This is a genomic window from Jiangella aurantiaca (assembly GCF_004349105.1).
Classification (GTDB): Bacteria; Actinomycetota; Actinomycetes; order Jiangellales; family Jiangellaceae; genus Jiangella; species Jiangella aurantiaca.
Genome location: NZ_SMLB01000001.1, coordinates 349,060 through 362,309, shown reverse-complemented (window position 1 = coordinate 362,309; position 13,250 = coordinate 349,060). Strand labels below are relative to the sequence as shown.

Below are 13,250 nucleotides of genomic sequence, written 5' to 3'. Positions count from 1 at the left end.
CCACCCGCACCGCGCCCCGCCGCGCCGGCGGCGGACCGCCCGGCCAGGCCACGGCCGGCGCGCTGGCCGCCTGCCTCGCCGTCGCCGCTGTGCTCGGGTTCGCCGGCGGCGCCTGGTTCGGCTCCCGCCCCGACGACGGCGAGCAACCCGGCGACGCGCGCAGCTCGGACCCCGGCATGTCGGCGCCGGGCGAGCCCGCACCCGAAGAGGGCCTGACGCTCACCGCCGACCCGGTCAGCGTCGCGCCGAACGACCTGATCGCGCTGGCCGGGACGCTCGAGCCGGTCGAGGCGGGCGTCCAGGTGACGCTGCAGCACAAGGTCGGCGACGGCGAATGGCAGGACTACCCCTCCAGCCGGCCCATCACCCTCACCACCCGCGCGGATGGCACGTTCAGCGGCTCCGTCGCCACCGACGCGCCCGGCCCGAACCTGTTCCGCGTCGTCAGCGTCGACGCCGAGGAGATGGTCTCGAACGAGATCGAGGTCACCGTCGCCGGCTGAGGCAGCGTCAGCCGAGCCGCGACGCCAGCTCCGCCGCCGCCTCGACCACCCGCGGCCCGACGGTGTCGTCGTCCAGCGCACCGAGCGCGATGACGCCGACGCTCGCCTCGACGCCGGGCACGCCGAGCACCGGCGCGGCCACGCCGCTGGCGCCGGTCTGCAGCTCGCCCGTCGTGCTGACGAAGCCCCGCGAACCCTCCCGCCCGGCGAGGACGGCCCGGCCGGCGGCGCCGCGCTCCAGCGGGTGCCGCGAGCCGACCCGGTAGGCGACGTGGTAGTCGGTGCGGGTCGGCTCGACCACCGCGACGGCCAGTGCCTCGGCGCCGTCGGCGATGGTGAGGTGTGCCGTCGCGCCGACGTCCTCGGCGAGCGCACGCAGCACGGGCTGCGCCACCTGCCGCAGCGACGGCTGCACGCTGCCGGCCAGCGTCAACACGCCGAAGCCGACGCTGAACCGGCCGCCGGCGACCCGGCGCACCAGGCCGTGCTGCTCCAGCGTCGCCAGCAGGCGGTAGACGATCGTGCGGTTGACGCCCAGGACGGCGGACGCCTGGGCGACGGTGAGCCCGTCGCTCGCCCCGGACAGGATCTCGAGCAGACGGAGGCCGCGATCGAGCGTCTGCGAGATCTCCACCACGGCGACAACCATAGAGGTTCGCCGGTGCCCGGTCCGGAGGCCCGTTTCGCGCGTACTGTGTCACGCAGATGACAATCGCGCTTCGCCAGCACGGAAAGGTCGGTCCGTCGATGAAGAAGCTGATCAACTCCCCCGACTCGGTCATCGCCGACGCTCTGCGCGGCGTGGCCGCTGCCCACCCGTCGCTCGCCGTCGACCTGGAGAACCGGGTCGTCTCGCGAGCCGCCGGCGCGACACCGGGCAAGGTGGGACTGGTCTCGGGTGGGGGCTCCGGACACGAACCGCTGCACGGCGGCTACGTCGGCTACGGCATGCTCGACGCCGCGGCGCCCGGTGAGGTCTACACGTCACCGGTGCCCGACCAGATCCTCGCCGCCACAAGGGCCGCCGACAGCGGTGCGGGCGTGCTGCACATCGTCAAGAACTACACCGGCGACGTGCTCAACTTCCGCATGGCGGCCGAGCTGGCCGAGGACGAGGACACCCGCGTCGTCAGCGTCGTCACGAACGACGACGCCGCCGTCGAGGACTCCACCTACACGGCCGGCCGCCGCGGCGTGGGCGGCACCGTGTTCGTCGAGAAGATCGCCGGCGCCGCCGCCGAGGAGGGCGCCGACCTCGACACCGTCGCGCGCATCGCCACGCACGTCAACGAGGTGACGCGGTCGTTCGCCATCGCGCTGCACGCCGGCACCGTCCCGGCGGCGGGCAAGCCGGGCTTCGACCTCGCCGAGGACGAGGTCGAGCTGGGCGTGGGCATCCACGGCGAGCCCGGCCGCGAGCGCGGCGCCATGGCGCCGGTGCGCGAGCTCGTCGGCTACTCCCTCGACGTCATCCACGCCGACCGGCCCATCTCCGGCGACGTCCTGGTGATGCTGAACGGCCAGGGCGGCACGCCGCTGATCGAGCTGTACGGCGCGTTCGCCGAGGCCGCCGCCTGGATCGAGGGCCACGGCGGACGGGTCGCGCGCAGCCTGGTCGGCAACTACATCACCAGCCTCGACCAGGAAGGCTTCTCGATCACCGTGATGTCGCTGGACGACGAGCTGCTGCGGCTGTGGGACGCTCCGGTGTCGACGCCTGCGCTGCGCTGGGGACGGTGAGCATGGCGTTCGACACGGAGACGGCGACGGCCTGGATCACCGCGGCCGAGGCCGCCGTCAAGACCGACGAGGCGCGACTGACCGGCCTCGACGCCGCCATCGGCGACGGCGACCACGGCGCCAACATGGTCCGCGGACTGGCCGCCGGGCTGACCAACATCGCGGAGCGGGGACCCACGACACCGGGCGACGTCCTGGTCGCCGCCGGCCGCGGCATCGTCGCCAAGACCGGCGGCGCGGCCGGCCCGCTGTACGGCAGCGCGTTCCGCCGCGCTGGGAAGGCGCTCGGTGACGCGTCCTCCGTCGAGGCGGCGGAGCTGGGCGCGGCACTGGAGGCCGCGCTGACGGCGATCAAGGAACTGGGCGGCGCGGACGAGGGCGACAAGACGATGATCGACGCGCTCGCACCGGCGGTCGCCGCCTTCCAGGCGGTCGCCGCCGACGGCGGGCCGATCGCCGCGGCCGCCGCGGCCGCGGCCGACGCCGCCGAACAGGGGCTGGCCGCGACCGTCCCCCTGCAGGCGCGCAAAGGCCGGGCCAGCTACCTCGGTGCCCGCAGCATCGGCCACGAGGACCCCGGCGCCGCGTCGACGGCGCTGATCCTGCGCGCGCTGGCGGAGGTCACGGCGTGACGGTCGGCATCGTGCTGGTCTCGCACAGCCCGGCGGTCGCCGGTTCCGTCGCCGAGATGGCGGCGGAGCTGGCCGGCCCGTCGGTCGCCATCCGCCCCGCCGGCGGCACCGACGACGGCCGGTTCGGCACCAGCATCGAGCTGATCGCGGCCGCCGTGAACTCGGCCGACAGCGGCGACGGCGTCTGCGTGATCATGGACATGGGCAGTTCGGTCCTGACGGCGAAGACGCTGCTCGAAGACCTGGCCGACGAGGACGACGCCCCGGCCGTGCGGCTGGCCGACGCCCCGTTCACCGAGGGCGCGGTCGCGGCCGCCGTCCTCGCATCGACTGGGCAGGACCTCGAGGCCGTCGCCGTCTCCGCCGAGAGCGCCTGGTCGATGCGGAAGCTCTGATCCACCCTGGGCGGCCCGCGGATCGGGCGGTCTTGACCGCTCTTCCGCGCGAGTGCAGTATTTCACACATCACAGGTCACACCGGTCTATGACGGACTCAGACGCTGTTGTTAACGCTCACACCTGCACCACCGCGGCCAATGAAGGCCGGAACGAGGAGGCGAGATGAGCAAGAGATTCTCCCGACGCGACGCGCTTCGCCTGGGCGCCATGGCGGCGGCCGCACCGGCGGCGGCGTCCGCCGTCGCCGCCGCGGTCGCCCCTGCCGCGACCGCCGCCGGCACCGCCACCATCCCGGGCGGCGCCCCGCGGCCGGGCTGGACGTCGGACGTGTGGGAGGTCGCGCCGTTCGCGCTGAACCAGGTCACCCTGGGTGACGGAATCTACAAGCAGAAGCGCGACCGGATGCTCGACTACGCCCGCAACTACCCGGGCGCCGGCGACGTGCTGGCCGGACCGGACCGGATGCTGCACCTGTTCCGGGCCAACGCCGGGCTACCGGCGCCGGGCACCTGGCCGGGCGGCTGGGACACCCCGAACCACCTGCTTCGCGGCCACTTCTCCGGCCACTGGATGACGATGCTCGCGCAGTGCTGGGCCGCCACCGGTGAGGAGATCTTCCTGACCAAGCTCGACTACATCGTCGCGGAGCTGGCGAAGGTGCAGGACGCGCTCGACCAGCGCAACTTCGGCCGTGTCACCGGCCGGTTCGGCAACGCCGTCAGGCTCAGCGACCCGCACCCGAACCAGTTCGTCACGCTACCGGCCGGCCTCCCCACCGGGCTCACCGACTTCACGTTCGCCGCCTGGGTGAACCCGGGCGCGAACCAGACGAACGCCCGCATCCTCACCCTCGCGACGAGCTCGCGCGTCTACCTCGCCCTCACCTCACGCGTCTCCGCCGACGTCGGCCCGCGGTTCGCGCTCACCGTCGATGGCGGCAGCGCCGAGCAGCGCATCGACAGCGCCGTCCAACTGCCGCTCGACACCTGGTCACACGTCGCCGTCACCCTGCGGGGCGGCACCGGACGGCTGTACGTCAACGGTGCCGAGGCCGGCGTCAACACCGCCATGACGATCACCCCGGCGGCCCTGGGCGACACCGTCGGCAACTGGATCGGCCGCTCCACCAGCAACGACCACGCGCTCCTCAACGCCGCCGTCGACGACGTCCAGCTGCACGGCCGCGCGCTGGATGCGGCCGAGATCCAGGCGCTGGCCACCGCCACCACCGACCCGACCGGCGGGGTCGACGGCGCCGCGCTGCTGGCCCGTTGGACCTTCGACGACGAGGGCCAGAGCGCGCCGGACGTGTCGGGGCATGGCCGCGACGCCACCATCGTCGGCACCGGCTACCCCGGCTACCTGGCCGCCTTCCCGGAGGGCCAGTTCATCCGGATCGAGCCACCGATGGTGCAGCCGAACAGCGGGCCGAACGCCGTCTGGGCGGTCTGGTACACCCACCACAAGATCATGCGTGGACTGCTCAACGCCTACGACCTCACCGGCAACGAGGACGCGCTGCCGATCCTGTTCCGCATGGGCGAGTGGGTGTACAACCGGCTCAGCCGCATCTCCCCCGCCGACCGCGACCGCATGTGGAACACCTACAGCGCAGGCGAGGCAGGGTCGATGAACGAGGTCATGGCCGAGCTCGCGACGCACACGACGGACGCCGCGCAGCGCGAGCGGTTCATCGAAGCCGCCAAGATGTTCACGTTCAGCACCCTGTTCAACGCGACCATCAACCAGGACGACCAGCTGAACGGCCGGCACGCGAACCAGTACATGGCGCCGAACATCGGCTACCTGCGCATCTTCGAGTCCACCGGCGAGGAGAGCTACCACACGGCCGCCCGCAACTTCTGGGGCATGGTGGTGCCGCATCGCACGTTCAGCAACGGCGGCGCCGGACGGAGTGAGCACTTCCGTGCCCGCGGCGACATCACCTCGGGTTTCACGTCCAACAACGACCCGCGGCACGCCGAGACCTGCTGCGCCTACAACATGCTCCGGCTCACCCGGAACCTGTTCTTCCACGAGCCCGAGCCGGCGCTCATGGACTTCTACGAGAAGGCGCTGCACAACCAGATCCTCAGCTCGCGTCGCGACGTCGACAGCGTCACCGCGACCGAGGTGACGTACCACCAGAACATGTGGCCGGGCCGGTCGCGGCGCATCGGCAACACCGTCGAGTACAGCCGGTACGGCGGCAACGGCAGCTGCTGCAACGGCACCGGCACGGAGAGCCACACGAAGTACCAGGAGACGGTGTTCTTCCGGTCCTCCGACGGGTCGGCGCTGTACCTGAACCTGTTCATCCCGGCGACGCTCACCTGGCCGGAGCGCGGCTTCGTCATCGCGCAGGAGACGGCGTTCCCGGCCGCCGGCTCGACCCGGCTGCGGTTCGTCAGCGGCAGCGGCCGGCTCGACCTCGAGCTGCGGGTCCCGGGCTGGGCGCGACAGGGATACGCCGTCGCCGTCAACGGTGTCGACCAGGAGGTCGAGGCGACGCCGACGTCGTACGTCACCGTCAGCCGCAACTGGAAGGCGGGCGACGTCGTCGAGATCTCGATGCCGCTGAGCTTCCACGTCGACAAGGCGATCAACGACAAGTCGGTGCAGTCGATCATGTACGGGCCGACGCTGATGGTCGTGCGCGACGCGACCCCGAGCTACCGCGAGTTCACCTTCTTCCCGCAGGTCGGGTTGAACGGCGACCTCGGCGCGGCGATCCAGCCGACCGACGCGTCGATGCACTTCACCACGCACGGCTACCTGCTGGCGCCGTACTACGTCGCCGACCCGGTGCCCGGCGAGTTCAACCCGTTCCACCCGTACGTCAGGCGGGTCGAGCCGGAGGTGGTGTTCCGGTCGCAGCGCACCGGCGTGCCGAACGACGCGGTCCGCGACGCCGACGGCGAGACGTTCCTCGACCGCGTGTGGGACGCGGCGCCGTTCGCCGACCACGGCGCGTTCGTCCGCCGCGTCGAGGCGGTCTCGAAGGAGTGGGCCGACGCCGGCCGGCACACGCGGCAGCAGCGCCAGGCCATCATCATGGCGGCCGCCCGGGCGAAGAGCGAGCTGTAACCCGCACAGACGTCGGGTGGATCACCGGCGACCCAGAACCCGGTGATCCACCCGCGGCCACCCCTAGCCCCAAGGCCGACCGCCAGGTCCCAGGCGGCGGCGAGTCCCACAAGGGAAGGGAACCAGTCAGAACTGCTCCTCCTCCGTGGAGCCCTTGAGGGCGAGCGTGTCGCTGTCCGGGTTGAGCGCCGTCGACACCAGGTCGAAGTAGCCGGTGCCGACCTCGCGCTGGTGCCGGGTCGCGGTGTAGCCGAGCCGCTCGGCGGCGAACTCGCGCTGCTGCAGGTCGACGTACGCCGTCATCGCGCTCTCGGCGTACCGCCGGGCGAGGTCGAACATGCCGTAGTTGAGCTGGTGGAACCCGGCCAGCGTGATGAACTGGAACCGGTAGCCCAGCTCGGCGAGGTCGCGCTGGAAGGTCTCGATCTCGGCGTCGTCGAGGTGCGCCTTCCAGTTGAACGACGGCGAGCAGTTGTAGGCCAGCACCTTGTCCGGGTACTGCTCGCGCACCGTCTCGGCGACCTTGCGAGCCAGCGCGAGGTCAGGGGTGCCGGTCTCGACCCACAGCAGGTCGGCGTACGGCGCGTAGGCCAGCGCCCGGGCCAGCACCGGCTCGACGCCCGAGCGGGTCCGGTAGAACCCCTCGGGCGTCCGCTCGCCGGTGAGGAACGGCTGGTCGATCGGGTCGACGTCGCTGGTGATCAGCTCCGCGGCCAGGGCGTCAGTGCGGGCGACGATGATCGTCGGCACGCCGGCGACGTCGGCGGCCAGCCGGGCGGCGCTGAGGGTGCGGATGTGCTGCGACGTCGGCACCAGGACCTTGCCGCCAAGGTGGCCGCACTTCTTCTCCGACGCCAGCTGGTCCTCGTAGTGCACGCCCGCGGCGCCGGCCGCGATCAGCGCCTTGGCCAGCTCGTACGCGTTCAGCGGCCCGCCGAACCCGGCCTCGGCGTCGGCGACGATCGGCGCCAGCCAGTCGAATCCGGGGTCCGCGCCCTCGGCGTAGGTGATCTCGTCGGCGCGCAGCAACGCGTTGTTGATCCTGCGGACGACGGTCGGCACCGAGTTGACCGGGTAGAGGCTCTGGTCCGGGTAGGTGTTGCCGGACGTGTTGCCGTCGGCCGCGACCTGCCAGCCCGACAGGTAGATCGCCTTCAATCCGGCCCGGACCATCTGGACGGCCTGGTTACCGGTGATCGCGCCCAGCGCGGCCACGTGCTCGGGCTGGTGCAGCAGCTCCCACAACCGCTCGGCACCGCGGCGGGCGAGCGTGTGCTCCTCGCGGACGCTGCCGCGCAGGCGCACGACGTCCTCGGCGGTGTAGGTGCGGCGCACGCCCGACCAGCGGGGGTCGGTCGCCCACTGCTCGGCGAGGGCGGCGGCCTCGGCGGCCTGACGGTCCGCCGGCGCGGCGCCGGTGTGGGGGTGGGGGTCGAGTGTTGTCGTCATGCTCACTCCCGGTTCGGTGAATTGCTGACGTCTTCCACCGTGCGGGCCACTCGGAGGGCCGATCCACCGCTATCGTGGGTGAAAATTCGCCGAATTTCACCGAACGGCCAATTTCACTGATATGGGGAGAGCATGGCCGATCTCGACCTCGTCACCCTGGGCCGCCGCATCCGGCACGCCCGGAAGGGCGCCGGGCTCACGCTCGGCGCGCTCGCGTCCGCCGTCGACCGCGCGCCGTCGCTGCTCTCACAGATCGAGAACGGACGGCGCGAGCCGCGGCTGACACTGCTGCAGGCCATCGCGACGGCGCTCGGCGTCGACGTCGCCGACCTGATGAAGCCGGAGCCGCCGTCACACCGGGCGGCGTTGGAGATCGCGCTCGAGCATGCACAGGCCGACCCGCTGTACTCATCACTCGGGCTGCCCCACGTGACGGCCGGCAGCGCGACGCCGACAGACGTGCTCGAGTCGCTGGTCGGGCTGCACCGCGAGCTGCGGCGGCGGGCCACCGAGCAGGCCGCCACCCCCGAGGAGGCGCGCCGGGCCAACGCCGAGCTGCGCCGGCAGATGCGCGACCGCGGCAACTACTTCGCCGAGATCGAGCAGGTCGCGGCCGGCATCTCCCGCGCCGTCGGGCACGACGGCGGCCCACTCACCGAGCGCGGGGTCGGCGAGCTGACGGCGCACCTGGGCTTCACCCTGCACCGGGTCGCCGACCTGCCGCGCGCCACCCGCTCGATCACCGACCTCGAGGACCGCCGCATCTACCTGCCCGCGACCGGCCGGGGCGGGCACGACCCGCGGACCATCGTGCTGCAGACGATCGGCCACTTCGCGCTGGGCCACCGCGAGCCGGCCGACTACGCCGACTTCCTGCGCCAGCGGGTCGAGACCAACTACTTCGCCGCGGCGCTGCTGATGCCCGAGACGGCGGCGGTGAGCTTCCTGCAGCGCGCCAAGGCCCGGCGCGAGCTGGCCATCGACGACCTCCGCGACGTGTTCGCCGTCTCCTACGAGACCGCCGCACACCGGTTCACCAACCTCGCCACCCACCACCTCGGGCTGCCGGTGCACTTCATGCGGGTCGGCGAGGACGGCGTCATCTACAAGGCGTACGAGAACGACGACGTCACGTTCCCCACCGACGTCACCGGCGCCATCGAGGGCCAGCTGGTCTGCCGGTTCTGGGCCGCCCGGGCGGTGTTCGCCGCGCCGGACCGGTACGCCACCCACCACCAGTACACCGACATGGGCCGCGGCACGTACTGGTGCACCACGCACGTCGAGAGCACACCCGAGGGCGACTTCGCCATCGACATCGGCGTGCCGTACGCCCACTCGAAGTGGTTCCAGGGCCGCGAGACCACCGTCCGGGCCACGTCGGGCTGCCCCGATCCGTCCTGCTGCCGGCGCCCGCCGGCCGCGCTGGCCGGCCGCTGGGCCAGCCGCGCCTGGCCCAGTGCACGGGTCCACTCGCACCTCCTGGCAGCATTGCCGCCAGGCACGTTTCCGGGGGTCGACAGCACCGACGTCTACACCTTCCTGGAGCGACACTCCGGAGCCGAATCCGATTAACCGGACATTCTTCTGAAATCTGGTGACAGACCCGCAAACTGTCGGTAGGTTCTGCTGTTACTCGGCTGGCGCGATCCGCCGGCTCCGGGCGACAGAGGGGATCCGCAGTGACGAGTCAACCCAGCCGACGCGCCGTCCTGGCGCTCGGTGCCGCCATCGTCGTGACGCCCGTCGTCACCACCGCCGCCAACGCCGCCGGCCACCCCGTCCGGCCCGTCACCCGGCTCACCGCCGCATTCACCGCGGCCGCCCGCCGGCACGGTGTCCCCCGCGACCTGCTGGTCGCACTCGCGTACACCGTCACCCGCATCGACGACCACGCCGGCCGGCCCAGCCAGGCCGGCGGCTACGGCGTCATGCACCTGATCAGCAACCCGAGCACCAACACGCTGGGCACAGCCGCCGCACTCACCGCCCGCGGCGTGGACGAGCTGAAGACCGACGTCGCGGCCAACGTCGACGGCGCCGCCGCACTGCTGCGCTCGCTGGCCGACGACGCCGGGCTGGCCGCCGCCGACCGCGGCCGGGTCGACGCCTGGTACGAGCCGGTCGCCCACTACTCCGGCTACGCCGACGCCTCAGTCGCCCGGCTCGAAGCGGACACCGTGTACGAGACGCTGGAGCGCGGACTTTCCTTGCAGGCAGGCGGCGAGACGTTCACCGTCTCGGCACGGCCGGTCGCCCCGGAGTACGGCGCGTTCGCCGCCGTACCTACGCTGGAGCAGCGGTTCGCCGTCATGACCGACGATTACCCGCCGGCCCGCTGGGTAGCCGCCAACTCCGGTAACTACCGCGTCGCCAACCGGCCCAATGACTACGCGATCGACCGCGTTGTCATCCACACCGTCCAGGGCTCGTACGCCGGCTGCATCTCCTGGTTCCAGAACCCCAGCGCGAACGTGTCCGCCCACTACGTCGTCCGCTCGTCCGACGGCGAGGTGACGCAGATGGTCCGCAACAAGGACGTCGCCTGGCACGTCGGCACCACCAACAACCGCTCCATCGGCATCGAGCACGAGGGCTGGGTGAACGACCCCGCCTGGTACACCGAGGCCATGTACCGGTCGTCGGCCGCGCTGACCCGGCACGTCTGCGACCGGTACGGCATCCCACGCGACCGCACCCACGTCATCGCGCACAGCGAGGCCCCCGGCGCGACGCACACCGACCCCGGCCCGAACTGGGACTGGAACCGGTACATGAGCTACGTCAACGGTGGCGGCGGCGAGCCATCGTGGAGCGTTGTCGTCGACAACGGCGGCGCGTTCACAGCCGGCGCCAACTGGGTGACTGCGTCGGCGCCCGGCCAGTACGGCAGCAACCACCGGCACGCCCAGCCGGTGCTGGCCAGCGACCCGGCGTGGTTCAGCGCCGACATCCCAGCGGCCGGCACCTACCGGGTCGAGGTCTGGTACCCGCAGGACCCGGCCAACAACTCCCGCACGCCGTACATCGTCGCCACCACCAGCGGCAACCAGACGGTCTACGTCGACCAGCGCAACAACGGCGGCCGATGGGTCTCCATCGGCACGTTCTCGCTGGCCACCGGCAACCACCAGGTGGTCGGCGTCAGCCGCTGGACGTCGACGGCCGGCTCCATCGAAGCCGACGCCGTCCGCATTTCCCGCTGAACGTTCTGGCGCAAGGGGCGCCCCGGAGCCCCGGCGGACGCCCCGCGGCCTGATCCCCCCTGACGGTCGCGGGGCGGCCGCCCTCGTCCCGGGGTAGCAGCAGCCGTCCCGAAGTGCCTCGATAGCCTCGTAGCCGCGTCCGTTCTGGCAATGGAGTCTCCGGTGAGCCTGTCCGATATCCAAAACGACGAGGCGTTCCTGCACATGTCGGCTGGCGGCCGTGGCCCGAGGTCGAGCCGTTCATCGGCGAACACTACGAGGCGATGGAGCGGGCCCACGAGCAGCTCATCGCCGCGACGCCGCTCACCCTCGCCGACGCGGTGACCCTCGACGGCAGTGACCAGGAGACCACCGCGGACAACGGCGCGGTGACCATCGCCGTCAGCACTGACTGACGCGCTCCGGTGTCGGTCGCCGGTCCCTGGGAACGTCAGCCGCGGGCGATGGCCCAGGCGCGGATGGTGTCGATGCGCTCCTGGATCTCCGCCGCCGTGGCGAGCGCCGCGGGCGGACCGCCGCAGGACTTGCGCAGCTCGGTGTGGATGACGCCGTGCGGCTTGCCGGTGCGGTGGTGCCAGGCGCCGACCAGCCCGTTCAGCTCGCGCCGGAGCACCGAGATCTGCTCGAACATCGCGGCGTCGCGTTCGCCGTGGCCGTTCGCCGCCGCACCGCCCTCTGCCCCGCGGTCGCCGTCGTCCGCCGTGGCAGTGGCGCGGGCGGCCTGCTGCTCGGCCTGCCGGCGGCGCAGCAGCGCAGCCACCTGGTCGGGCTCGAGCAGGCCGGGGATGCCGAGGTAGTCGGCCTCCTCGGCCGAGCCGGCCCTCGCCTGGGTGCCGAACTCGCCGCCGTCGTAGAGGACGCGGTCGAAGGACGCGTCGGAGCCGAGGGCCTCGAACGGGCCTAGCTCCTCGCCGTCGCCGGGCTCCTCGCGCTGAGCGGCCTGCATGAGCGCCTCTTCGGCGGCCAGCGGGTCGTCGTCGGCGCCGGGCGGCGTGCCGAGGACGTGGTCGCGCGACACCTCCATCTCGCCGGCGTACGAGAGCAGCGACGGCACCGTCGGCAGGAAGATCGACGCGGTCTCGCCGCGCTTGCGGACGCGGACGAACCGGCCGACCGCCTGGGCGAAGAACAGCGGCGTCTGGGTGGCCGTCGCGTAGACGCCGACCGCGAGCCGGGGCACGTCGACGCCCTCGGAGACCATGCGGACGGCGACCATCCAGCGGCTGTCGCCCTCGCTGAACCCGGCGATCTTCTTCGACGCCTTCGGCTCGTCGGACAGCACGACGGTGGGCGACTCGCCGCACACCCGCTTGAGCAGTGCCGCGTACGCCCGGGCGGACTCCTGGTCGGTGGCGATGACCAGCCCACCGGCGTCGGGTACGTGCCGGCGCACCTCGGTGAGCCGGGTGTCGGCGGCCTGCAGGACCGACGGGATCCAGTCGCCGTGCGGGTCGAGCGCGGTGCGCCAGGCCTGCGCGGTGATGTCCTTGGTGAGCGGCTCGCCCAGCCGCGCCGCGACCTCGTCGCCGGCCCGCGTCCGCCAGCGCATCTCGCCGGAGTAGGCGAGGAACAGCACCGGCCGGACGACGCCGTCCTTGAGCGCCTCGGCGTAGCCGTAGGAGTGGTCGGCGACGCTGCGCGGGATGCCCTGGACGTCAGGCGCGTAGGTGACGAACGGGATCGGGTTGATATCGGACCGGAACGGCGTGCCCGTCAGCGCCAGCCGCCGCGCCGCCGGCTCGAACGCCTCGCGCGTCGCCTCGCCCCAGGACAACGAGTCGCCGGCGTGGTGCACCTCGTCGAGGATGACCAGCGTGCGGCGGTTCTCGCAGCGGGCGCGGTGCAGCATGGGGTGCGCGGCGACGCCGGCGTAGGTGACGGCGACGCCGGTGAAGTCGCGGCTGGTGCGGGCCGTGCGGCCGCTGAACGCGGGGTCGACGGTGATGCCCACCTTGTCCGCGGCCTCGGCCCACTGCCGCTTCAGGTGCTCGGTGGGCGCGACGATGGTGAGCTGGTGGACGACCTTGCGGGCCAGCAGTTCCGCGGCGATACGCAGCGCGAACGTCGTCTTGCCCGCACCTGGCGTGGCGACGGCGAGGTAGTCGCGCGGATCGCGCGTGAGGTAGTCCTCGAGCGCCGCCGCCTGCCAAGCACGCAGGCGCCCCGCGGTTCCCCACGGGGCACGATCGGGATAGGCAGGAGGCAGGTGTTCAGCGGCCGAAGTGCTCACACATC

The 13,250-nt window shown here is 72.3% G+C and carries 10 protein-coding genes and 1 pseudogene; 8 read left to right on the top strand and 3 right to left on the bottom strand.

Translation table 11 applies throughout. The annotated features are described in order from the left end of the window. Positions 1 to 503, top strand: a pseudogene (locus E1262_RS30110) (hypothetical protein); the annotation flags it as partial. A gap of 7 nt (positions 504 to 510) precedes the next feature. Here the strand turns inward: E1262_RS30110 and E1262_RS01460 are convergent. Continuing rightward, positions 511 to 1,152, bottom strand: a complete 642-nt coding sequence (locus E1262_RS01460; RefSeq protein WP_132101240.1) for an IclR family transcriptional regulator — start codon at positions 1,150 to 1,152, stop codon at positions 511 to 513. A 98-nt stretch (positions 1,153 to 1,250) separates the two neighbouring features. Here E1262_RS01460 and dhaK point away from each other — a divergent pair, with 98 nt between their 5' ends. The 4 genes from dhaK (at position 1,251) to E1262_RS01440 (ending at position 6,360) form a co-directional block, all read left to right on the top strand. Then, complete coding sequence (dhaK, locus tag E1262_RS01455) at positions 1,251 to 2,243, top strand: dihydroxyacetone kinase subunit DhaK (protein WP_132101239.1); 993 nt, start codon at positions 1,251 to 1,253, stop codon at positions 2,241 to 2,243. 2 nt (positions 2,244 to 2,245) lie between these two features. Then, entirely contained in the window at positions 2,246 to 2,875 is a 630-nt protein-coding gene (gene dhaL / locus E1262_RS01450; RefSeq protein ID WP_132101238.1) for a dihydroxyacetone kinase subunit DhaL, read from the top strand. Further along, a complete protein-coding gene (dhaM, locus tag E1262_RS01445) occupies positions 2,872 to 3,270 on the top strand; it encodes a dihydroxyacetone kinase phosphoryl donor subunit DhaM (protein WP_132101237.1) in 399 nt (132 codons plus the stop codon). The genes dhaL and dhaM overlap by 4 nt, the downstream gene beginning before the upstream one ends. Before the next feature lie 165 nt (positions 3,271 to 3,435). After that, the gene (locus tag E1262_RS01440; RefSeq protein ID WP_132101236.1) at positions 3,436 to 6,360 is read left to right on the top strand and encodes a beta-L-arabinofuranosidase domain-containing protein; all 2,925 of its coding nucleotides are present in this window, start codon (positions 3,436 to 3,438) and stop codon (positions 6,358 to 6,360) included. A gap of 126 nt (positions 6,361 to 6,486) precedes the next feature. Here the strand turns inward: E1262_RS01440 and aceA are convergent, their stop codons facing one another. Further along, positions 6,487 to 7,809 carry an isocitrate lyase gene (aceA, locus tag E1262_RS01435; protein ID WP_132101235.1) on the bottom strand — a complete coding sequence of 441 codons (1,323 nt, stop codon included), beginning with the start codon at positions 7,807 to 7,809 and terminating at the stop codon, positions 6,487 to 6,489. Between the two features lie 132 nt (positions 7,810 to 7,941). Here aceA and E1262_RS01430 point away from each other — a divergent pair, with 132 nt between their 5' ends. The 3 genes from E1262_RS01430 to E1262_RS31600 all read left to right on the top strand — a co-directional run bounded on the left by E1262_RS01430 (position 7,942) and on the right by E1262_RS31600 (position 11,410). Further along, positions 7,942 to 9,384, top strand: coding sequence for a helix-turn-helix transcriptional regulator (locus E1262_RS01430; RefSeq protein WP_132101234.1), 1,443 nt, complete (start codon positions 7,942 to 7,944; stop codon positions 9,382 to 9,384). 107 nt (positions 9,385 to 9,491) lie between these two features. Then, positions 9,492 to 11,015, top strand: a complete 1,524-nt coding sequence (locus E1262_RS01425; protein ID WP_132101233.1) for a golvesin C-terminal-like domain-containing protein — start codon at positions 9,492 to 9,494, stop codon at positions 11,013 to 11,015. A 263-nt stretch (positions 11,016 to 11,278) separates the two neighbouring features. After that, on the top strand, positions 11,279 to 11,410 hold the full coding sequence (locus tag E1262_RS31600; protein WP_275261609.1) for a hypothetical protein: 132 nt from the start codon (positions 11,279 to 11,281) through the stop codon (positions 11,408 to 11,410). A 35-nt stretch (positions 11,411 to 11,445) separates the two neighbouring features. Here the strand turns inward: E1262_RS31600 and E1262_RS01420 are convergent, their stop codons facing one another. Continuing rightward, entirely contained in the window at positions 11,446 to 13,245 is a 1,800-nt protein-coding gene (locus tag E1262_RS01420) for a DEAD/DEAH box helicase (protein WP_132101232.1), read from the bottom strand. Positions 13,246 to 13,250 lie beyond the last annotated feature (5 nt).